Here is a 21,266-nt window from a genome sequence, read left to right as displayed (position 1 = left end):
TTCTTTACTGGATCCGCGGCGGGCTTGAGATGCATTGGGCCGAGTCGCCTGGAACTTGGGATCAGGGGCGGGCATGCCCCCTGGCGCCCCGCCGGATCACCCCGGGTAGAGGAGACGGGCCGCCCGCTCCCGGGTGAAATCGGCCTCGTCCCCGGAAAGGAGCGCGTCGAAGTCCCGGAGGTCGGCGCCGGCCTCCACGGCCGCCCGGAGCCGGCGATCCCCCAGGATGAGGTCGATGGGGAGGCGCTCGGTCTCGTACTCGTAGGGCGGCTCTCTCCAGGCCGCCTCCCCGGGGTAGAGCCGCCAGAGGACCGACAACAGCACCAGGGTGGTCCTGAGGGGCCGAAACGCCTCGGGGTCGGTGACGTGGAGCTGGAACCCGCCGCAGGTCTCGCCCCGCCACTTGTGGAAGGTGGGCTCGAAGTACTGCTCCCGGAGGACCACCCCGGGCGGGAGCCGCCCCTCCAGGGCCTCGGCCACCCGCCGGGGTTCCACGAAGGGGGCCCCGAAGACCTCGAAGGGCCGCGTGGTCCCCCGCCCCTCCGAGAGGTTCGTCCCCTCGAGGGCCACCTGCCCCGGGTAGACCCGGGCCGTCTCCAGGGTGGGCATGTTGGGGGAAGGCCAGACCCAGGCGAGGCCCGTGGCGGGAAAGTCCATGCGGCGCCGCCAGCCGGCGGTGGGGACCACGTGGAGCTCCACGCCCGCAGCGGCCCCGGCCGCGAAGTACCTCGCCAGCTCTCCCAGGGTGAGCCCGTGGCGCATGGGGATGGGCGACATGCCCACGAAGGATCGGCAGTCGTCGGCCAGCCGGTTCCCCTCCACGTGCACCCCGCCCACGGGATTGGGCCGGTCGAGCACCGCCACGGCGACCCCGGCCCGGGCCGCGGCCTGCATGGCGAGAAGCAGGGTCCAGGCATAGGTATAGACCCGGCAGCCGACGTCCTGGAGGTCCACCAGGAGGAGATCGATGTGGGCGAGCTGCTCCGGGAGCGGCTCCCGCGTGGCCCCGTAGAGGCTGAAGACGGGGATCCCGAGCACCGGGTCCACCCGGTCGGGAGACTCCACCATGTTGTCCTGCTTTTCGGCGTAGAGGCCGTGCTGGGGGCTGAAGAGGCAGCGAAGCGCCCCCGGCAGCGCCGCCGCGACGAGGTCCCGGGCGTGGCGGAGGCGCCGGTCCACCGAGGCCTGGTGGCAGAGGAGCCCGAGCCGCCGGCCGCGCGCCCACGCGGGCGGGTCGGCCAGGAAGACCTCGAGCCCCGGCCGGACGGCGGCGCCCTTCACCACTGGAGCCGGACGGGGATGCCCCGCCGGTGGAGCTCGTTCTTGATCTCGGCCACCGTGTAGGTGCCGTAGTGGGTCATGGAGGCGATGAGGGCCGCGTCGGCCCCGGCCTCGGTGAGGACGTCGGCCAGGTGCTCGGGCCGCCCGGCCCCCCCGGAGGCGATGACCGGGATGTTCACGGCGTCGGTGACGAGGCGGGTGAGGGTCATCTCGTAGCCCTCCTGGGTTCCGTCGGCGTCGATGGAGTTGAGGCAGATCTCCCCGGCGCCCCGCGACTCGGCTTCCCGGGCCCACTCCAGGGCGTCGATCCCCATGTAGGTCCGCCCGCCGTGGATGACGATCTCGTAGCCGGAGGGGATGCGCGCCGACCGCTCCACTCGCTTCACGTCCATGCCGACCACGATGCACTGGCTGCCGAAGGCGCGGGCCCCCTCGTCGATGATCTGCGGGTTCTGGACGGCGGCGGTGTTGACGCTCACCTTCTCGGCCCCGGCCAGCAGCACCGCCCGCATGTCGTCCACGGTGCGGATCCCGCCGCCCACGGAGAAGGGGATGAAGATCTCCTCGGCGGTCCGGCGGACCACGTCGATCATGATGCCGCGGTGGTCGCTGGAGGCGGTGATGTCGTAGAAGACCAGCTCGTCGGCCCCGGCCTCGTAGTAGAAGCGGGCCATGGCCACCGGGTCGCCGATATCCACGTTGTTCTTGAACTTGATGCCCTTGGTGGTGCGGCCGTCGCGGACGTCGAGGCAGGGGATGATGCGCTTGGTCAGCATGATCTCACCCCCAGCGGCAGAAGTTGTCGAGGATCCGGAGCCCCGGCCGGCCGCTTTTTTCGGGGTGGAACTGGACGGCCACGAGCCGCCCGCGCGCCACGGCGGCGGCGAAGGTGCGGCCGTAGTCCGTCTCGCCCACCACCAGGTCGGGATCGGCGGGGTCCGGGTAGTAGGAGTGGACGAAGTAGAAGGCGGCCCCCGGGTCCATGCCGGCGAAGACCGGGTGCGTCTTCCTCCACCGGACGGTGTTCCAGCCCATGTGGGGGATCTTGAGCCGGACGTCCCCGTCGAAGAGAGGCGACGGGAAACGGCGGACCACACCCGGGAGCAGGCCCAGGCAGTCCACGCCGCCCTCCTCGCTGTGCTCGAAGATGATCTGGGTACCCAGGCAGATGCCGAGAAGCGGCGTCCCGGCCCGGCAGGCCTCCCGGAGCACCTCGTCGAGACCCAGGGCCCGCAGATCCGCCATGGCCTTCTCCGCCGCCCCCACGCCGGGAAAGACGATGCGGTCGGCCCGGCGGATCTCGTCGGGGTCGTGGGTGACCCGGCACTCGTGCCCGAGGTGGCGGAGCGCCCGGGCGACGCTGGCGAGGTTTCCGGCCTTGTAGTCGATGACGGCGATCATGCGGGCCATTGAACCACGGCCCGGGGACCCCTTCAAGGGCGGCAGATGCCTGGCGGGGGCCGGGGGGCGGCGGTAACATGCAAGGCATGCCCACGCCCCTCGTCCTCTACGAGGACAACCATCTCCTCGTCCTGGCGAAGGCCCCCGGGGTCCCCACGGTGCCCGACCGGACCGGCGACCCCGCCCTCCTGGACCTCGGCCGCGCCTACCTCAAGGCCTCCCGGGCCAAGCCCGGAAACGTCTACCTCGGCGTGGTCCACCGGCTCGACCGGCCGGTCTCGGGCGTGGTCTGCTTCGCCGTCACCTCCAAGGCCGCCGCCCGCCTGGCCCGCCAGTTCCGGGAGGGCCAGGTGCAAAAGACCTACCTCGCCCTGGTCGAGGGCCGCCCCCCGGGAGAGAGCGGGCGCCTCCGCCATGCCCTCTGGAAGGACCGGCGGCGGAACCGCGTTCGCCTCTTCCCCCCGGAGTCGGCGCCGGCCGCCGCCCGGGAGGCCCGGACCCGGTGGCGCCGGCTGGCCGAGCTGAACGGCGCGGTGCTCCTCGAGCTGACCCCCGAGACCGGCCGCCCCCACCAGCTCCGGGCCCAGTGCGCCGCCATGGGCTGCCCGATCCTCGGCGACCTCAAGTACGGCGCCGCGGCGCCGCTGCCGGACCAGTCCATCGCCCTCCACGCCCGACGCCTCTCCTTCGCCCACCCCACCCGGGGGACGCGGCTCGAGATCGAGGCGCCGCCGCCGGAGAGCCCCTGGTGGCGGGCGGCGGCCGCCGCCCGGGCCCGCTGAGGCCCGCGGCGTTGCTTTTCGGACACCTTTCTTTAGAATGGATAGAACGTACGACGCCGACGCCCTCCCCGAAGGACGCCACCGGACGAAAGGACCGCCCATGCCGCAGAGCGCCCCGCGCCGCTGGACCCGCCTCGTCTTCGACCAGACGCCCGTCTACGTCCTGGGGGACGGCCCCGACTGGTTCGTCCCGAACCCCGCGGCGGACAGGATGCTCCAGGATCTCATCGAGTCGGGCGACCCGGACCGCGCCGCCTGGAACACCGCGCAGCGGGGCGAGGCCCCCCTCGGCGCCGCCCTGGTCCGGGCCCACGCCCTCCTCGGCCAGCTCCGGGACGACCTCGCCGTCCCCTACCCCGGCCGGGCCGGCGCCCGGCGGCTGGACGGGCTCCGCGAGATCTGGTTCCACCTCACCGACCGCTGCAACCTGAGCTGCCGCCACTGCCTCTTCGCCGCCTCGCCGGCGGCCGGCCGGGGCATCGACCCGGGCCTCCTCCGGCGCCTGGTCGCAGAGGCCCGGGGGCTCGGCTGCCGGCTCTTCTACTTCACCGGCGGCGAGCCCTTCGTCTACCCCGGCTTCATCGAGATCTGCGGGGAGATCCTGGGGGCCGACCCGGAGGCCCACGTGGTGGTGCTCACCAACGGGCTCCTGGCCGGGGAACGGGCGGCGGCGCTGGCACGGCTCCCGGCGGGACGCCTCCACCTCCAGGTGAGCGTGGACGGCGCCCCCGAACACCACGAGGCCCTTCGGGGCCGGGGCACCTTCTCGGCCCTCGAGGCGGCGCTCTCCCGCCTCACGGAGGCGGGCCTCCCGGTGACCCTGGCCATGGCCGTGGAACGATCCAACGCCGGGGACATGCCCCGGGTGGTGGAATTCGCCGCGACCCGCGGCATCTCCAACGTCCACTACCTCTGGTACTTCGCCCGCGGCCGGGGGAAGGCCCGGAACTTCGTCCCGCCGGAGGCGCTCTTCGGGCACCTGGAGGCGGCCTGGGCGGCCGGCCGCAAGCTCGGCGTCCGGATCGACAACGTGGAGATCCTCCGGTCCCAGGTCTTCGCCCCGCCCGGGAGCCGGTTCGACCTCAGCAACGCCGGCTGGGAGTCGGTGGCCGTGGGCCCGGACGGCCACATCTACCCCACGCCGGCCCTGGTGGGGATCCCGAAGCTCGACGCCGGCACCGCGGCCGGCGGCCTCGAGGCGGCCTGGCGCCGGAGCCCCGTCCTCGAGGCCCTCCGCCGGGCCAGCCTGGCGGACGACCCGGGGCTGGCCCGGAACCCGCTCCGGTTCCTGGTGGGGGGCGGCGACATCGACCACAGCTACGTCAAGGGCGGCTCCTTCGTGGGACACGACCCCTACCTCCCCCTCTACGAGCGGACGGTGCTCCGGCTCATCACCCGGGCGGCGGCCGCGCAGCCGCCCACCGTGGAGGCGCCGGCCATCCGGCTGCGGATGGGAGAGATCCTGGCCGGCTGCCGCCACGACCCCTCCGACGTCCAGCTCACCCACTGTAACTGCGTGGTCGCCCTGGCCGACGAGACGGGCCACGAGCCGGTCCGAAACTTCTACGGCCGGGCCGCCGAGGCCCCGGCGGAGGACATCCGCAACCCCGTCTGCTACCCGGAGGCCGAGATCTCCCACATCCCGGCGGCGGCCCGGGTGCGGTCCTACGGCTGCGGCAGCCCCGTGATGGACGCCGACCCGCGCCCGGGGGAGACCGTGGTGGACCTCGGCTCCGGAAGCGGCGTGGAGTGCTTCATCGCCGCGCGGAAGGTGGGCCCCCGGGGGCGGGTGATCGGGGTGGACATGACCGAGGCCATGCTGCGGCTGGCCCGCGGGGCGGAGGGCGCCGTGGCCGGGGCCCTCGGCTACCGGAACGTCGAGTTCCGGGAAGGATTCCTCGAGGCCGTCCCGGTGGCGGACGCCGTCGCGGACGTCGTGATCTCGAACTGCGTGGTGAACCTCTCCCCGGACAAGCGCCGGACCTTCGCCGAGATCGCCCGCATCCTGAGGCCCGGGGGGCGCCTCGTCTTCTCGGACGTGGTGACCGACCGGCCGGCCCCGGCCCGGCTCAAGAACGACGAGATCCTCCGGGGCGAGTGCCTGGCCGGGGCCATGGTGCTCGGCGACCTCCTGGGGCTCCTCGAGGCCCTGGGCTTTACGGCGCCCGTGGTCCGAAAGCGCTTCTTCTACCGGGAGGTCGGGGGCTTCCCCTTCTTCTCCGTGACGCTGGAGGCCCGGCGGCCGGCCGACGACGCCGGGACCGCCGAGGTGTTCTATGCCGGCCCGCACCCGGGGCTCCTCCTGGCGGACGGCACCGTCCTGCGGCGGGGGGAGCGGCGGCGCATCCCGGGCGCCCTGGCCGAAGCCGTCACCGGGGCCGATGCCGGCCCGTTCTACGTGCTCGACGCCGCCGGGGGCGTCGCCAACGCGGCCATGGTCTCCACCTGCGGCTGCGGCGCCGGCACGCCGGCGGAGGCGGCCTCGCCCGCCGGGGGCTGCTGCGGCGCCGGTGCACCGGCGGCGGCCACCGGCGGCTGCTGTGCGCCCTCCCCGGAACCGCCGGGGCCGGCAGGAGCGCCGGGCCCCGTGGACGAGGCGGGGCCGACCCTCGCCACCCTCCGTCTCGGCGGGGTCGCCGTCGCGGGGGGAGAAGGCGCCTCGATCCGCGTCGCCGAGCTCCGCCACAACGCCGGCTGCATGGTCTGCGGGGCGCCCCTCGCCTACCGGCCGCGCTCGGCCGAGGCCGCCTGCTTCTACTGCGGCCGCACCCTTGCCACCAGCGCCGCCTGCGAGCGCGGACACTTCGTCTGCGACGCCTGCCACGGGACCGACGCCCCGGAGGTGGTCCTGGGCATCTGCCGCCACACCCGCGAGACCGACATGGTGCGCCTCCTCGAGACCGTCCGGCGCCATCCCGCCGTCCCGGTGCACGGGCCGGAGCACCACTTCATCGTCCCGGCGGTGGTGACCGCCACCTACCGGAACCTCGGGGGCGAACTGGACGAGGCGGCCATCGGGACCGCCATCGCCCGGGGCCGCGAGGTTCCCGGGGGGAGCTGCGGCTTCTGGGGCGGCTGCGGCGCGGCCATCGGCGTGGGGATCGGCTTCGGCGTCATCCTCGAATCGACTCCCCTCACCCCGGCCCCCCGCCGCGACCTCCAGCGGGTGGTGGCGGACGTCCTCCGCGAGATCGGCGAGCGGGAAGCGGCCCGCTGCTGCCAGCGCGAGAGCTGGATCGCCCTCCGCAAGGCCGCGGAGCTCAGCCGCGGCCTCCTCCCGGTGCCGCTCCGGGCCGAGCACCGCCTCGCCTGCCGGCAGCGCCGCCTCAACCGGGAGTGTCTCGGCGAGGACTGCCCCCTGTGGACCCCGTGAGCATGCAGACCGCGGCACGGCGAGCGGCCCGGGCGGCCCTCGCCGCCGTCCTGGTGCTGGCCGCCGCCTCGCCGGCCGCGGCCGGGCGCCCGGTGCGGGTCTGCCTCTACGAGAACCCGCCCCTGGTCTTCGAGGAGAAGGGCGAAGCCCGCGGCCTCTGCGTGGACCTCCTCGCCCGGGTGGCCGAGGCGGAGGGCTGGCGCACCGAATACGTCCGGGACACCTGGACCGGGTGCCTCCACCGGCTGGACGAGGGCTCCGTGGACCTTTTGCCCGCCGTGGCCCGCACGGCGGACCGGGCCCGCCGCCTCGCGTTCAGCCGCGAGCCGGTCTTCAACAACTGGGCCCAGGTCTACGCGCGGCCCGGGTGCCGGGTGGACTCCCTCCTCGACCTCGCCGGCCGAAAGGTCGCGCTCCTCGAGGGCGATATCCACGCCGCCGCCTTCGAGGACCTGGTGCAGCGCTTCGGCCTGGTGGTCCAGGCCCTTCGCCTGCCCGACTACGCCGCGGTTCTTTCCGCCGTGGCCGGGGGCAGGGCGGACGCGGGGGTGGTGAACCGGGCCTTCGGCGCCCGGAACGAGGCCCGTTTCCGGGTCGTGCGGACCCCGGTGGTCTTCGACCCCATCGAGGTCCGCTACGCCGCGCCCAAGGACCGCGCCGGGAGCTTGCTCCCGGCCCTCGACCGCCACCTGGCCGCATGGAAGGCCGATCCCGAAAGCGCCTACTACCAGGCCCTCGACCGCTGGGCGAAACGCCCGGGGCCGCCGCCGGGGCTCCCGACCTGGCTGAAGTGGGCCGCCGCGGCCGCCGGGGCCCTCCTGGCCCTCTTCGCCGGCACCGCCCTCCTCCTGCGCCGGCGGATCCGGGCGGCCACGGCCGCGCTTCGGGACCGTAACGCCGCCCTCCAGGCCGAGATCGCCCGCCGCGAGGCCACCGAGGACAAACTCCGGGCCGCCCTGCAGGAGGCCGAGGCGGAGCGGGCCCGGGCCGAGGGCTTCCTCGGCGCCATCGGCGAGGGGGTCTCCATCCGCGACCCGAACTACGTGGTCACCTACCAGAACGACCGCCACAAGGCGCAGGTCGGCGACCACGTCGGCGAGATCTGCTACCGGGCCTTCCAGGGGCGGGAGACGGCCTGCCCCGGCTGCCCGGTGGATGCCACCTTCGCCGACGGCGGCGTCCACATCGTGGAGCGGGTGGTGCACCGGGACGGCGCCCCGCCCGCCTACCTGGAGGTCACGGCCTCGCCCATCCGGAACGGCGCCGGCCGGGTCGTGGCCGTCATAGAGGTCTCCCGCGACATCACCCGGCGCAAGGCGGCCGAGGCGGCGGAACGGGCCCTCCGGGAGCAGCTCCTCCAGGCCCAGAAGATGGAGTCCGTGGGCAAGCTCGCCGGCGGCGTGGCCCACGACTTCAACAACCTCCTCTCCTCCATCCTCGGCTACGCGGAGCTGGCCCTCATGGGGCTCCCCGCCGGGCACCCGGTGGTGGAAAAGGTCCGCCACATCCAGGAGGCCGGAGAGAAGGCCGCCTCCCTCACCCGCCAGCTCCTGGCCTTCAGCCGCAGGCAGCTCCTCGAGATCCGCCCCGTGGACCTCAACCACCTGGTGGAGGACCTGGCACGGATGCTCCAGCGCATGATCGGGGAGGACGTCATCCTCCGGCTCGACCTCGACCCGTCCATCCCCCGCGTCTCGGCCGATCCCGCCCAGCTCGAGGTGGTGCTGATGAACCTCGCCGTCAACGCCAGGGATGCGATGCCCGAGGGCGGCCGGCTCGAAATCGCCACCGCGGCGGCCGACCTCGATCCGGCCTCGGCACCGTGCGCGGCCGGCATGGCCCCCGGGCCCGCCGTGGTGCTCACCGTGAGCGACACGGGGATCGGCATGAGCAGCGACGTGATGGCACACATCTTCGAACCCTTCTTCACCACCAAGGGACCGCAGAAGGGGACGGGGCTCGGCCTCGCCACGGTGTACGGGATCGTGAGGCAGCACGACGGACACATCGAGGTGGAAAGCGCCCCGGCCACGGGGACCCGGTTCCGGATCCACCTCCCGGCCGCCCGGGAGGCGGAGGAGGAGGAGGAGACCGACGGGGAGATCGCCGGTCCCCTCCGGGGCGGGACCGAGCGGATCCTCCTGGTGGACGACGACGAGGGCATCCGGGACCTCGTCGCGGAGATCCTCGGCGGACTCGGTTACCGGGTGCGGGCGGCGGCCTCGGGCGAAGAGGCCCTGGCATTGATGGAGGGGGAAGACGGCCCCTTCGATCTCCTCCTCACCGACGTGGTCATGCCGGGCATGAACGGGCGGGACCTGGCGGAGGAGGCCCGGCTTCGCTGGCCCGGTCTCAAGGTGGTCTTCATGTCCGGCTACGCCGACACCTACCTGGTGCTCCACGACATCCGGGCGGCCGGCGGGGCCTTCGTCCCGAAACCCATCGCCCGGAAAGACCTCGCCGCCACGGTGCGCTCGGTGCTCGACGCCGCGCCCGGGAGCCACGGGCCGGAAACCGGATGATGTTCCCCCCCGCCGTCCGCCGGGCATTCCTCCTGGGCCTCCTCGCCGCCCTGGTGCCGGCGCGGGGGCCGGCGGCCGCCGTCCCGTGGCTGCCGGGGCCGCCGCTCCCCGGCCGGGACACCCGGCCCTCGGCCGGAAAGCTCCTCGTGGCCGCGCGGCAGCTCGCCGACCCGAACTTCTCCGAGACGGTGGTGCTCCTGGTGAAACACGGCCCCCGGGGCACCATGGGCCTCGTCCTCAATCGGCCCACCCGGGTCCCCCTGGCGCGCGTCCTGCCCAAGCTGCCGCCGGCCAGAACGAAGGCCCGCACCGTCTTCCTCGGCGGCCCGGTGGCTCGAAATTCCCTCTTCCTCCTTCTCCGGGTCCATGCGCCGCCCGGCGGGGCCGACCCGGTCTGCCCGGGTGTCGCCCTCGGGACCCGCCTTGCCGTCCTCGACGCCGTACCGGCCGCCCCCTTCCGGATCTACGCCGGATGCGCGAGCTGGGCACCGGGCCAGCTCCTGGCGGAGATCCGGCGCGGAGACTGGTACCTCCTCCCGGCCCGGGCCGCGGACGTCTTCGACCCGGCCCCGGAGCACCTCTGGCCCCGCCTCATCCAGCGGGCCACCACCACCTGGGTCCTGAGCCGCCCGGCCGGCCCCCGCCCCGCCCTCCTGCCCCTCCCCTGAGGCCGCCCGCCTGTCCCGGCGCCTGGGCCGGACCCTTTTGCGATCAAAAAAATTGAACTTTTCCGCCGAGGCGCCGATAAGCCTTACAAGGGTTCCGGCGCGGCTCCGGCCCAGATACTCCGCCGCCGGGCCGGCCCTTCACACCGGAAAGCCCCGGAACCGTGGTCCATGGGGCCCACAACGGTCTTGACAGCACCGCCGGATCGCCCTATGATCGTTCTTGTTTTTAGAACATAATCAGATGCTCCAGCACCTCATCACATCCAAGGCCCGGGTCAAGATCCTGATGCGCCTCTTCCTGAATCCCGACCAGCGGGCCTACCTCCGGGAACTCGCCGGGGAGTTCGGCCTCTCCCCGGGCCAGCTCAGCGAGGAGCTCAAGCAGCTCCAGGCGGCGGGTTTCCTCGAGGGTGAGCGCAACGGCCGCCAGGTCTTCTACCGGGCCAACCGGAAGCATCCCCTCTTCGCCGAGCTCCACTCCATGGTGCGCAAGGCCTTCGGCATGGACCGGATCCTCGACTCCATCATCGAGCGCCTCGGCGACCTCGAGGCGGCCTACCTCCTCGACGACTACGCGGAGGGCAAGGACACGGGCATCATCGACCTGCTCCTCGTGGGCCGGGTGGACCAGAACAACCTCGCCGACCTGGTGGCCAAGACGGAGAAATACATCGGGAGGAAGATAAGGACGCTTGTCCTCTCGGGAAAAGAATGGGCTGACTTCGGCCGACATATCAGGAACCGGCCCTTGCTGCTCTTGTGGGAAAAAAGATGACCTGGAGGGGGAAAAGCCTTGCATCTCGTCCCCGGCCCGATTCGGCACCGCATCGAGCATCGCCCCGCACTGCTCAAGATCGTCGACAATATCGGCTGGCTCTTTCTCGACAAGTTCTTGCGCTTGGGGCTGGGGCTGCTGGTGGGGGTCTGGCTGGCGCGCTACCTGGGCCCGGCGCAATTCGGCCTTCTCAGTTTCGCGCAAGCCTTCGTGGGACTCTTCGCCGCCGTGGCCACCCTGGGGCTTCAGGGCATCGTTGTGCGGGACATCGTGCGCGAACCCGAATCCGCCCCGCTCACCCTGGGCACCGCGGCCGTTCTGCAGATGGTCAGCGGCCTCGTCGCCTATCTCGCGCTTCTCGCCGCCATCACCTGGCTACGGGCGGACGACCCTCTTGCGAGGCTCATCGTTGCCATCTTGGGGTCCTCTCTGCTCTTCAAGGCGAGCGAGATCGCCGTCTATTGGTTCGAATCCCAGGTTCAATCCAAGTACACCGTCTGGGTGCAAAACGGCATCTGTCTCCTCTCCGCTGCCGCCAAGGCGGCGTTCATTCTCGCCCGCGCGCCGCTCTTGGCTTTTGTCTGGGTCGCCTTTGCCGAGATGTTTCTGGTCGCGTTTTTCCTGATTGTGGCCATGGGTTGGCGAGGACCGCCCCTGAGCAGTCTGCGTGCCGATGCAGCGCGGGCCAAAATGCTGTTGAAGGACTGCTGGCCATTGGTCCTTTCCAGCATAGCCGTCATGATCTACATGAGAATCGACCAGGTCATGCTGGGGCAGATGGTTGGCGACGAAGCGGTTGGAATCTATAGCGCCGCCGTCCGGATCAGCGAAGTATGGTATTTCATCCCAATGGCTGTTGCATCTTCGGTTTTTCCATCGATCATCGAAGCCAAAAAAATCGGCGAGGAAGAGTACTATTCCCGGCTGCAAAAACTCTACGACCTCATGGCTTTGATGAGTGTCGGCGTGGCGCTTCCGATGACGTTTTTGGCAGAGCCTTTGACCGGCTTGCTTTACGGAAGGCTTTATCACGGGGCCGCTCCGGTGTTGGCGATTCATATCTGGGCTTCAGTCTTTGTCTTCCTGGGGGTTGCAAGCAGCAGGTGGTTTCTTGTCGAGGGAAAACAAATTCTGACTTTGCAAAAAACTCTTTTGGGGGCGCTGTGCAACGTCGGCTTAAATTTCTTTTTGATACCATCCTATTCAGCAATCGGCGCCGCCGTTGCGACGTTTTTATCACAAGGAGCCTCTGCCTTCTTATCAGACTTACTCTTTAAAGAAACACGCAAAATGTTTAGGATGAAAGCATCTTCAATGAATTTGATTACATCAATAAGTAGAATAACAAGAGCTCTTTTCAGAACACAAAAATGAATATCAAAAAATATATACCAGACACAAAAGCAAAATTTTTTTACATGGAACCCGTGTCCCTGAGTTGTCCCAGAGAATGTGTCCCGCAAAAACAGATATACGGATATATGGTGTTCCCTTTCTCTTGAACAATGTTTGTTAGAAAAGATCCACCCCTTACCCTCCTGAAGCTAAAAGAGACAAATGAGCCAATCCGGCTGCCTAGTCAGATGACAGATGAGGAACTTCTTGTGATGCACATCGCTCGCTTCGGGGCGAACCACTTTCCCCGAGACACAGAGTGTAGTCCCAAACTATCCTGAGGAGGTTTGATATGCGCATATTGGTACTCGGCGGCGATGGCTTTTGCGGCTGGCCCACCGCACTCCACTTATCACATTTAGGGCATGAGATAGCGATTGTAGACAACTTGGTGAGAAGAAAAATTGACATTGAGCTTGAGTGTGAATCACTGACACCAATTCGACCAATAGGCGAACGCCTTAAGACATGGAAAGAAATTTCAGGAAAAACAATTGAGTTCTATAATTTTAACGTAGCAAAGCATTACCACCGGCTACTGAACTTGATCATTCATTGGCACCCAGATACCATCATCCACTTTGCTGAACAGAGATCAGCGCCATACTCAATGAAGAGCAGTTATCACAAACGTTACACAGTAAACAATAACATAAACGCGACTAACAATATACTAGCAGCAATAGTGGAAAGCAATATGGACATACATGTTGTGCACTTGGGAACCATGGGAGTTTATGGATATGGATCAGCAGGAATGAAAATACCAGAGGGTTACCTCAAAATACAAGTTCAGTCTGATGGACGCACAATCGAAAGGGACATCCTTTATCCACCTGACCCAGGAAGCATCTATCACTTAACAAAAACTCAAGACCAATTACTTTTTGCTTATTATAACAAAAATGACGGGATCCGTATTACGGATTTGCACCAAGGCATCGTATGGGGGACCCAAACATTAGAGACAAAACTTGACGAAAGACTCATCAATAGATTTGATTATGATGGTGATTATGGTACGGTTCTCAATCGTTTTTTGATGCAGGCTGCCATTTCTTATCCACTTACGGTTCATGGTACCGGTGGACAAACTCGAGCCTTCATTCATATCCAAGATACAGTTCGATGCATCCAGATTGCAATTGAAAACCCACCCAAAGAAGGCGAACGTGTTCAGGTGTTCAATCAGATGACGGAAACACACCGTATTCGAGATTTGGCAAAGATGATATCTGAACGTACAGGAGTACCAATAGAGTATGTCACCAACCCCAGAAATGAGGCCGAAGAAAACGATCTGCACGTAGAGAATTCTCGCTTTTTAGAGCTCGGACTAGAACCAATAACTTTAAACGACGGCCTAATGGAAGAAGTGTCAGATATTGCCCGCAAGTATTCATACCGATGCGACAAAAGCAAAATCCCTTGCAGATCCTTTTGGCGCTAGGCGCAAGCAAAGTAGCCGCAAAATGTCACCAAACAAACGATAAAATCTGAATGATATTGCAAACAAGCAACACGAAAAAGAATATTCAAGAAGGTTACAATAAATGAAAGAATTTGATGTGCCAGTCTCATTACACATATTTAATAGGCCCGAAACCATTAAATTGGTATTAGACGCCCTCAGACAGGTAAGGCCAAAATATCTATATGTTACGGCTGATGGGCCCCGAAAAGACAATAACGAAGACGTAGTTAATTGCTCAAAAGCGCGAAAAATAATAGACGACTCTATAGACTGGGATTGTGAACTGCACAAAAACTACTCAGAAACTAACAAAGGAAGCTATAAATGCACAAGCGATGGAATATCTTGGGTTTTCCAAAACGTAGACGAAGCGATCATACTGGAAGATGACTGCGTTCCAGACGTATCATTCTTTATGTTTTGCAAAGAACTCCTGGAGAGATATAGAAACGATCTCAGAATCGGGATGATCAGCGGAAACAACTTTATAACTTCAGGCATGAAAAGTTACCCTTATAGCTATTATTTTTCAAAATATAACCATATATGGGGGTGGGCCACATGGAAAAGGACGTGGCAGCTGGTAGACCTTGATATGTCCAGTTGGCCAGAATTCCTCACTTATGGATTTGACCATGTTTTCAGAAGCAAGATGGAAAAGAAATACTGGAAACGATTATTTAACGACATGTATGAAGGAAGAAAGAATCACTGGGATTACAAAATGTTCCTATCGATGCAGATAAATAACATGATGACCATAATTCCATCCAAAAACCTTGTGACAAATATTGGTGTGGGGCACGATGCTACCAATTGTAGGTCCAAAGGGCCATTCCATTGTCTCCCCGTTCAGCCTATGGACTTTCCGCTTAGCCACCCAAGCGGATTTTATAAACTACATTTTGCAGAGGAATTTACAGAAAGAAACATATTTAGTGGAAGCATAAGACTAAAAAAGCGAATTGCCAGAAAAATAAAAGAAATTATTCCTGGAAATATTCCAGGACTAAGCAAGAGGTAGAAGTAAAATCCAGGTGGTTCAAGTTCGCATGAAGATATGGGGCATACGGATACCTGAAGAAGGGTTGGATATTCAGACGAAAAAATATCTGGCGACGCTCCCCACGGTGATCCCTTCCGTTGAGTGGGTCTGGCAGGAGATAGACCGTATTTGGGAAAGCTTTAGCCTGGATAATTCTCGACCCTTATCTGGGCAACCAATTGATGCATTTTACAGCCACCCTGTCTGGTTAATGAACGGTCTTTTTACGCAGTCCGACCCCACATCTCGGGGGCACCGCCAATCCATCGCAAAATACATTCACAACCTTGGCGTGAAATTAGTGGTAGATTATGGGGGTGGTTTGAGCGCTCTGGCTCAAGAAATTGTGCACCACGACCCTCAAACCGAGGTGGTGATTGTCGAGCCGTATCCTTCGGCACTGGCATTGTTCATGCTGAAAAATGAACGTAGGATCAAATTTGTCACAAGTCTTTCGGAAATTTCTCTGCCCGACCTGGTGATCGCCCAGGACGTCTTGGAACACCTCGAAGATCCGGTAAAAAAGGCCTTTGAATTGTGCTCGTTGCTACGCCCCGGTGGAACCGCGATTTTTGCCAACTGCTTCTATCCGGTCATCCAGTGCCATCTGCCCAAGACATTCCATTTGCGGTTCACATTTCCCCATGTGATGCAAGCCATGGGGCTGGCCTTTGTGGAAAGTATCTCTGGAGCCGAACACGCACTCGTCTTTCGAAAGGATGCAACACTGGATCTGGAATCCGCCCGCCGCGCCGAACGCGTCTCAGAGTGGATCGGCCCCCTTCTCAACATCGTAAGACAGGAGTTGGGCCGACTCGCCAAGTGGATATCACCCGGATGAACATTCACCACCTGAATTACTCGGACCTCTCCGGCGGTGCAGCACGCGCGGCCTACCGAATCCATCATGCTTTGCTTAAGCACGGCCTCCGCTCGCGTTTATGCGTGGATCACGCCAACTCGAACGAACCATCGGTGTGCGGTCCGCTTGGCACATGGAGAAAAACTCTGGCGGCTCTCCGCCCGCGTGTAGGCGCCTTGGCCACGGGAATCCTCAGGACAGGTAACCCGGTCTTACATTCGCCCGCCATTCTCCCCTCGCGATGGCCAGACCGAATCAACTCCGGCGACGCCGACGTCGTCCACCTGCACTGGATCTGCGGCGAAATGCTCTCGATCCCGGACCTCGCTCGTATCCGGAAACCCATCGTCTGGACATTGCACGACATGTGGGCCTTCTGCGGGGCGGAGCATTACACAGAGGACTGCCGCTGGCGCGAGGGATACCGGCGTGGCAATCGCCCGCCCCATGAATCCGGTTTCGACCTCAACCGCTGGACCTGGCGGCGAAAGCGCACGCACTGGCGCCGCCCGCTGCACATCGCCACGCCCAGCCGATGGTTGGCTGATTGCGTGCGCGAAAGCGCCCTGATGCATGGTTGGCCGGTGACGGTGGTACCCAACCCCATCGACATCGACCGCTGGCGGCCGCTGGACCAGGCGATGGCGCGGTCACTCTTGGGATTGCCGGCGGACACGCCGCTCGTGCTGTTCGGCTCCATGGACGGTGGGCGTGACCCGCGTAAGGGGTTCGACCTGCTGCTCGACGCCCTGGCGCACCTCCATGAAAAGATGGAAAAGCTGCATTTGGTGGTGTTCGGCCAACCGGCCCCGGACAGGCCTCCGGAACCCGGCTTCCCTGTTCATTACATCGGCCACTTGCATGATGACATCAGCCTGTGCTTGCTCTATAACGCCGCTGATGTCTTGGTGATCCCGTCACGCCAAGACAACCTGCCCAATACCGGTGTGGAATCCTTGGCCTGCGGCACTCCCGTTGTGGCCTTCGACACCTGCGGCCTGCCAGACATCGTCGAACACAAGCGCACGGGTTACCTCGCCCGGGCGTTCGACACCGAAGACTTGGCCGAAGGGATCAGCTGGGTACTCGTCGACCGGGAACGCCACCGGATGTTACGCACGCACGCCAGGGCGGCGGCTGTGAGCCGCTTCAGTGAAAAAGTCATAATACCGCGGTATATAGATTGGTATAAGCAGGCGCAGGAAGAGCAGGGCAGGCATGGCGCGGCGTAGGGCTGCTCGACCCCGGATAGATGCAGGCTTCGAGAAATACCGAAAGGCACATCACCAAAAATGCATGGCAAAATCCCCAGGACAACACATCCTGTCCCAAGGAATTCCCGTGGCTTCTGTTTCTACGCCAGCTGACGAGGCCAGAAAAGAGGGCGGCCTCAACGTCACCGGACGACGCAAAAAAAGCCGCTGGCCTGTCAAACCGCTGATCTCGATCATCACGGTCGTTTATAACGGCGGACGAACAATAGAAAAGACCATAAAAAGTGTTTTAGATCAATCTTACAAAAATATCGAATACATTATTGTTGACGGAAAGTCAACAGACAATACATTAGAGATAATAAAGAAATATGAAAACAGAATTGACTACTGGATAAGCGAAAAAGATGAAGGAATATATGACGCCATGAACAAGGGCGTCAAGAAGGCTTCCGGGGATTGGATATTATTTCTCGGCGCCGATGACATACTTCTCGACTGCCTCGGGCAATTCGCCGAGATAATGGACAATCCGAAAAATCTATATTACGGGAACGTAGAGTTTTCCAGCAGCGGGAAGACGTATGGTGGTAAGTTTAACTTGATAAAACTTATAACAAAAAACATTCCACATCAAGCCATATTTTATCCTTCTTTCGCATTCAAGGAATTTTCTTTTGAAACCAGGTACAAGGTTTTGGCCGACTATGCCCTCAACTTGAGACTTTACGCCAAGAAGGATATAAAGTTTGTCTATGTGCCGGTATGTGTATCCATATTCAATGATTCGGGAATGAGTTCACGCATTGTTGACGAAGCATTTCGTTTGGAAGCAAGCAATATAATAAAGGAATGCTATCCTATTACATATATATTTTACTCTTTCTATAAAAAGATATCCCGTTACCTTAGATTCATGAAACCTTAACGTGATTAATAAATCGAGTACCGCTGTAATTATTCTTAATTATTTTGGAAGCGAAGCCACCTTCGCCTGCGTGAATTCCGTCAAAAGAAGCTTGGAAGCAAACATCTACCTCGTCGACAATTCAGCCGACCTCAAAGAAAAAGAAAAACTCCAGGACAAGTACCGGGAAGATAAAGGCGTCATATTGCTTTCCCCGCCGGAGAACCTCGGATTCGCCGCCGGCGTCAATCTAGGCTTGCGCGAAGCGCTTTCCGATGGTTTTTCCAGGTTCCTGGTCTTGAACAATGATGCCGTACTGCTGGATGGCGCCGGGCCCGTTCTCACCGACGCCTTTGCCCGTCACCCCGGGAGTCTCATCGCGCCGGCCATTGCCTGGGGCGGAGAGGTCTGCCGGGGGAGGTATTACCACAAGTATCTCGGCCTGATCACCGAGAGGCCTTGGTGGCAAGGAAAAGGTTTCCTCTTTTATCTGACCGGTTGCGCCCTTGCCTTCGATCGAGATCTCTTGGAGAAGGTCGGCTACTTTGACGAATCGTTTTTCATGTATGGGGAAGATTTAGAGTATTGTTTTCGTGCGGCCCGGGAAAATGTCCCGATCATCCTCGCCAAGGAGGTGATCGTTGAGCATGCGGGCAGTGCCGCGACAAGGAAGGGATCCTTCTTTTATGAATACAACATGGCCAGGGCTCATTGGCGCCTCTCTTTTTGCCTGTCTGATGGCTTTTGGGACGTTTTTCGGGCCCTGCTGGGTAAGAGCCTCGTCTTGAGCGCCAGGGCTCTTTTCAGGGCCATTAAATATCGGAGCATTTCGCCTCTGGCAGCCTTCGGACTTGCGCCGTTCCCTTTGCCCGTTCGTCCACGCAAGAAATAATAGATGCCTCCGCAAAAACGGTCAAATAGATGGCAACGCATGAGGCGGGCCAATAGTACGTCGCAACGACGGAAAAATCCGCAAAGAATCGGCATTTGGCAACCTGGGGCGACGCCATCAGAAACACGGAGGGCAGCCACATGAAACTCTGGCTGCCGACGTTGCGGACGGGAAGCGGAGCCGACGTCTTCGTCGAGCGCTTGGCCCCAGCACTCATGCGGTTGGGGGTGGATGTCGAAGTGTCGTGGTTCGACCACCTTTTTGAGCAGGCCCCCTTCCTGCTCTCCCGGGTGGCGCCCCCCAAGAACACCGATATTGTGCTCGCAAACTCCTGGAACGCCTTTGCCTTCAAGCGTCCCGGCATCCCCCTGGTCGTCGTGGAACACCACTGTGTCCTCGACCCGGCACTCAGACCCTACAAGAATCTGGCCCAGCACATCTACCACACCGCCCTGATCCGGCGGTTCGAGGCCGCTTCCTTCAGGGCTGCGGACCGGGTGGTGGCTGTCAGCGAATACACCGCCAGCAGCCTGAGGCAAGCCTTCGGCTTAGGGGGGGTCCTGGCTATTCCTCTCTGGCTTCCGACCGAACGCTTCACGCCCCGAGAGGACGTTTCCGCAGACCATTCGGCCCGAACAGAGGAGCGGCCCTTCCGTCTGCTTTTCGTCGGCAATCTCATCCGCCGCAAGGGGGCCGATCTCCTGGCCCCGATCATGGCCGAGCTCGGAGACGACTTCCAGCTTAGGTTCACCGCCGGCCTCCGATCCAGCAACAAGGGCACATGGCCGAAGAACATGGTGCCCCTGGGCAGACTTTCCGAGGCGGAACTACTCCGGGAGTACCGGGGATGCGATGCCCTGCTTTTCCCCACCCGTTTCGAGGGATTCGGCTACGTGGCCCTGGAGGCCATGGCCTGCGGGAAACCCGTGGTCGCCTCTGACAATACCGCTATCCCCGAGTTGGTCGTCGACGGCGCAACCGGCATCCTCTGCCCCACCGGCGACGTCGGCGCCTTTGTCGAGGCCTGCCGCAGACTGGCCGTGGATCGGGACCTGTGCCGGGCCATGGGAGAAAGGGGCCGCGTCCGCGCCGTAAGCGAATTCAGCGAGGAGCGCAACGCCACACGTTACCTCGCCGTGCTCAAAGAGGTCCTAGCGGGTCGGGACGACGGTTGAGTGTTCCTCTATGGAGGCAACACCCATATCTGTATCTGAAATGCTGGCCCGTGGCCTTCCGATCCTTGCCGCCAAGATGCAAGTCGCCATCGAAGATCCTCTGGCCAGACTCCCCGGGCCGTCCTTCGCACCCGAAAACGCCGGCAGCCGAACACAAAGCCACAAAAAACGACCCCCGAACATCCATCGCCCTTGGCCCCCGTCGTGTCATCACATCGAACCCCTGCCACTCGGCACCCGCATGTGGAGCACCTCATGACCCCCTCCTCCTTCCCCGAGCTCTCCTGGCCCCCGGCGGGGGGGTGGGACGTGGACGTCGCAGTGGTCGGCGCCGGGCCGGCCGGGCTGGCGGCCGCCGTCCGCCTCCGGTGGCAGAAGACCCACCCCGCCGTCCCGGTCTCCGTTGCCCTGGTCAATTCCGGGCCCGCAGGGGGCCTCGCCGCCCTGGGCAACAGCATCCTCACCGGCCCCTCGCTGGCCTTTCCCTCCGGCGGCCTGGTGGAACGGCTCACGGCGGACCTCGCCCGCTGGCCCGCCCCGAGGATCGCCGCCCGGGTGACCGCCCTCCACCGGAGACGCGGCACCTGGCGCCTCCGGCTGGAAGACGGCCGCGTCCTCCGCGCCCTCTCGGTGATCCTCGCCACGGGGATGATGGATCTCCGGAACCTCGCCGACTTCTGGGAACGCGGGGTGACCGCCACCTTCGGCAGCCGCAGGCTGGTCTTCGCCCGCCTCGAGGAACACCTCTCCCGGGCGCGGGCCCCGGTGGTGCTGGGGAGCATGGAAGTCTCACGCCTCTGGCCCAGGCTCCGGGCCATGAACCCCCGCACGCGGCTCTTCGTGCCCGCGGCCGGGGAAGATCCGCCCGAAGCCGGCGGGCTCCCGCTCCACGCGGGGCGCCTGGCCGGGCTCGAGGGCGGCGGCCGCGTCTCGGGCCTCTGCTACCGCGATGCCGAGGGACGGGTCCAGGTCCTCGAGACCGACCTCGTCGTGGTGGAATTCAACAGCCTGGAATGCCGGAGGGCGGACCGGCTCCCCGGGCAGCCTGCCGGGCCCGCCGGCTTCGTCCGCGCCGACTCGAGGGGCCGCACGCGGCGGCCGGGTCTCTTCGCCGCCGGCGACTGCACCGGCCCGCCCTTCTCGGCGGCGGTGGCCCTGGGCCAGGGGATCGAGGCGGCCTTCTCGGCCTACCGCTACGTGTGCCGCGCGAAGTACGGGGCCGAGCCCCCCCTCTTCGCCTACTTCGGCGACCCGGACCTCCCCGCGGGGCCGGACGACCCCTTCCGCCCGCGGCCGGAACTGGTGCCGCTCCCGCTCCTCCGGCAGTGCCCGGAACCGGGCGCGGCCGCCGCCTGGGCCCTCATGGACGGACGGCGCACCCTCTCGCAGATCGGGGAAGAAGCGGGCCTGGCCTGGCCGGAGGTGGAAGACCTCGCCGCCCGGCTCATCCGGCTCCGGGCCGTGACGTACCTCCCCTTCACGGGAAGAACCTGACCGGCG

17 protein-coding genes are annotated in these 21,266 nt (G+C 64.2%); 14 read left to right on the top strand and 3 right to left on the bottom strand.

Annotated features, from left to right (window positions below):
• Positions 1-96: 96 nt before the first annotated feature.
• Genes HCU62_RS09555 through hisH form a run of 3 tightly spaced genes read right to left on the bottom strand, consistent with a single transcriptional unit; the run spans position 97 to position 2,682 of the window.
• Positions 97-1,281 (bottom strand): exo-beta-N-acetylmuramidase NamZ family protein, encoded by a 1,185-nt coding sequence (locus HCU62_RS09555; RefSeq protein WP_163299040.1) that lies wholly within the window; start codon positions 1,279-1,281, stop codon positions 97-99.
• On the bottom strand, positions 1,278-2,057 hold the full coding sequence (hisF, locus tag HCU62_RS09550) for an imidazole glycerol phosphate synthase subunit HisF (RefSeq protein ID WP_163299041.1): 780 nt from the start codon (positions 2,055-2,057) through the stop codon (positions 1,278-1,280). Before hisF ends, HCU62_RS09555 begins: the two co-directional genes overlap by 4 nt.
• A 4-nt stretch (positions 2,058-2,061) precedes the next feature.
• Positions 2,062-2,682: an imidazole glycerol phosphate synthase subunit HisH gene (gene hisH, locus HCU62_RS09545; RefSeq protein ID WP_163299045.1), complete on the bottom strand. Its 621-nt coding sequence runs from the start codon at positions 2,680-2,682 to the stop codon at positions 2,062-2,064.
• Positions 2,683-2,768: 86 nt separating this feature from the next.
• Between hisH and HCU62_RS09540 the strand changes: the two genes are divergently transcribed.
• The 14 genes from HCU62_RS09540 (at position 2,769) to HCU62_RS09475 (ending at position 21,260) form a co-directional block, all read left to right on the top strand.
• Positions 2,769-3,464, top strand: a complete 696-nt coding sequence (locus HCU62_RS09540; protein ID WP_163299042.1) for an RluA family pseudouridine synthase — start codon at positions 2,769-2,771, stop codon at positions 3,462-3,464.
• A 37-nt stretch (positions 3,465-3,501) separates the two neighbouring features.
• Positions 3,502-6,837: a DUF5714 domain-containing protein gene (locus tag HCU62_RS09535; protein WP_246325424.1), complete on the top strand. Its 3,336-nt coding sequence runs from the start codon at positions 3,502-3,504 to the stop codon at positions 6,835-6,837.
• A gap of 2 nt (positions 6,838-6,839) precedes the next feature.
• Positions 6,840-9,359, top strand: coding sequence for an ATP-binding protein (locus HCU62_RS09530; protein ID WP_163299043.1), 2,520 nt, complete (start codon positions 6,840-6,842; stop codon positions 9,357-9,359).
• A complete protein-coding gene (locus HCU62_RS09525; RefSeq protein ID WP_246325423.1) occupies positions 9,356-10,027 on the top strand; it encodes a YqgE/AlgH family protein in 672 nt (223 codons plus the stop codon). The genes HCU62_RS09530 and HCU62_RS09525 overlap by 4 nt, the downstream gene beginning before the upstream one ends.
• Before the next feature lie 241 nt (positions 10,028-10,268).
• Positions 10,269-10,802 carry a winged helix-turn-helix domain-containing protein gene (locus HCU62_RS09520; RefSeq protein WP_163298452.1) on the top strand — a complete coding sequence of 178 codons (534 nt, stop codon included), beginning with the start codon at positions 10,269-10,271 and terminating at the stop codon, positions 10,800-10,802.
• Between the two features lie 18 nt (positions 10,803-10,820).
• Positions 10,821-12,176, top strand: a complete 1,356-nt coding sequence (locus tag HCU62_RS09515; protein WP_163298451.1) for a flippase — start codon at positions 10,821-10,823, stop codon at positions 12,174-12,176.
• Between the two features lie 313 nt (positions 12,177-12,489).
• On the top strand, positions 12,490-13,647 hold the full coding sequence (locus HCU62_RS09510; RefSeq protein ID WP_163298450.1) for an NAD-dependent epimerase/dehydratase family protein: 1,158 nt from the start codon (positions 12,490-12,492) through the stop codon (positions 13,645-13,647).
• 103 nt (positions 13,648-13,750) lie between these two features.
• Positions 13,751-14,695, top strand: coding sequence for a glycosyltransferase family 2 protein (locus HCU62_RS09505; RefSeq protein ID WP_163298449.1), 945 nt, complete (start codon positions 13,751-13,753; stop codon positions 14,693-14,695).
• A 28-nt stretch (positions 14,696-14,723) separates the two neighbouring features.
• A complete protein-coding gene (locus tag HCU62_RS09500) occupies positions 14,724-15,557 on the top strand; it encodes a class I SAM-dependent methyltransferase (protein ID WP_163298448.1) in 834 nt (277 codons plus the stop codon).
• Positions 15,554-16,810, top strand: a complete 1,257-nt coding sequence (locus HCU62_RS09495) for a glycosyltransferase family 4 protein (protein WP_163298447.1) — start codon at positions 15,554-15,556, stop codon at positions 16,808-16,810. Before HCU62_RS09500 ends, HCU62_RS09495 begins: the two co-directional genes overlap by 4 nt.
• A complete protein-coding gene (locus HCU62_RS09490; protein WP_163298446.1) occupies positions 16,797-17,720 on the top strand; it encodes a glycosyltransferase family 2 protein in 924 nt (307 codons plus the stop codon). The genes HCU62_RS09495 and HCU62_RS09490 overlap by 14 nt, the downstream gene beginning before the upstream one ends.
• Before the next feature lies 1 nt (position 17,721).
• Entirely contained in the window at positions 17,722-18,591 is an 870-nt protein-coding gene (locus HCU62_RS09485; protein ID WP_163298445.1) for a glycosyltransferase, read from the top strand.
• A gap of 140 nt (positions 18,592-18,731) precedes the next feature.
• Positions 18,732-19,766: a glycosyltransferase family 4 protein gene (locus HCU62_RS09480; RefSeq protein ID WP_163298444.1), complete on the top strand. Its 1,035-nt coding sequence runs from the start codon at positions 18,732-18,734 to the stop codon at positions 19,764-19,766.
• Positions 19,767-20,021: 255 nt separating this feature from the next.
• Positions 20,022-21,260 carry an NAD(P)/FAD-dependent oxidoreductase gene (locus HCU62_RS09475; RefSeq protein WP_163298443.1) on the top strand — a complete coding sequence of 413 codons (1,239 nt, stop codon included), beginning with the start codon at positions 20,022-20,024 and terminating at the stop codon, positions 21,258-21,260.
• Positions 21,261-21,266 lie beyond the last annotated feature (6 nt).

The organism is Dissulfurirhabdus thermomarina (genome assembly GCF_012979235.1).
GTDB classification, from domain to species: Bacteria; Desulfobacterota; Dissulfuribacteria; order Dissulfuribacterales; family Dissulfurirhabdaceae; genus Dissulfurirhabdus; species Dissulfurirhabdus thermomarina.
Note: the sequence above shows the minus strand (reverse complement) of the source record. Positions and strands in the feature narration are given on the sequence as shown.

Bases quoted from the DNA above. Each gene is read 5' to 3' on its own strand.
- hisF (WP_163299041.1), bottom strand. From the start codon at position 2,057: ATGCTGACCAAGCGCATCATCCCCTGCCTCGACGTCCGCGACGGCCGC.
- hisH (WP_163299045.1), bottom strand. From the start codon at position 2,682: ATGATCGCCGTCATCGACTACAAGGCCGGAAACCTCGCCAGCGTCGCC.
- HCU62_RS09540 (WP_163299042.1), top strand. From the start codon at position 2,769: ATGCCCACGCCCCTCGTCCTCTACGAGGACAACCATCTCCTCGTCCTG.
- HCU62_RS09535 (WP_246325424.1), top strand. From the start codon at position 3,502: ATGGATAGAACGTACGACGCCGACGCCCTCCCCGAAGGACGCCACCGG.
- HCU62_RS09530 (WP_163299043.1), top strand. From the start codon at position 6,840: ATGCAGACCGCGGCACGGCGAGCGGCCCGGGCGGCCCTCGCCGCCGTC.
- HCU62_RS09525 (WP_246325423.1), top strand. From the start codon at position 9,356: ATGATGTTCCCCCCCGCCGTCCGCCGGGCATTCCTCCTGGGCCTCCTC.
- HCU62_RS09520 (WP_163298452.1), top strand. From the start codon at position 10,269: ATGCTCCAGCACCTCATCACATCCAAGGCCCGGGTCAAGATCCTGATG.
- HCU62_RS09510 (WP_163298450.1), top strand. From the start codon at position 12,490: ATGCGCATATTGGTACTCGGCGGCGATGGCTTTTGCGGCTGGCCCACC.
- HCU62_RS09505 (WP_163298449.1), top strand. From the start codon at position 13,751: ATGAAAGAATTTGATGTGCCAGTCTCATTACACATATTTAATAGGCCC.
- HCU62_RS09500 (WP_163298448.1), top strand. From the start codon at position 14,724: ATGAAGATATGGGGCATACGGATACCTGAAGAAGGGTTGGATATTCAG.
- HCU62_RS09495 (WP_163298447.1), top strand. From the start codon at position 15,554: ATGAACATTCACCACCTGAATTACTCGGACCTCTCCGGCGGTGCAGCA.
- HCU62_RS09490 (WP_163298446.1), top strand. From the start codon at position 16,797: ATGGCGCGGCGTAGGGCTGCTCGACCCCGGATAGATGCAGGCTTCGAG.
- HCU62_RS09480 (WP_163298444.1), top strand. From the start codon at position 18,732: ATGAAACTCTGGCTGCCGACGTTGCGGACGGGAAGCGGAGCCGACGTC.
- HCU62_RS09475 (WP_163298443.1), top strand. From the start codon at position 20,022: ATGACCCCCTCCTCCTTCCCCGAGCTCTCCTGGCCCCCGGCGGGGGGG.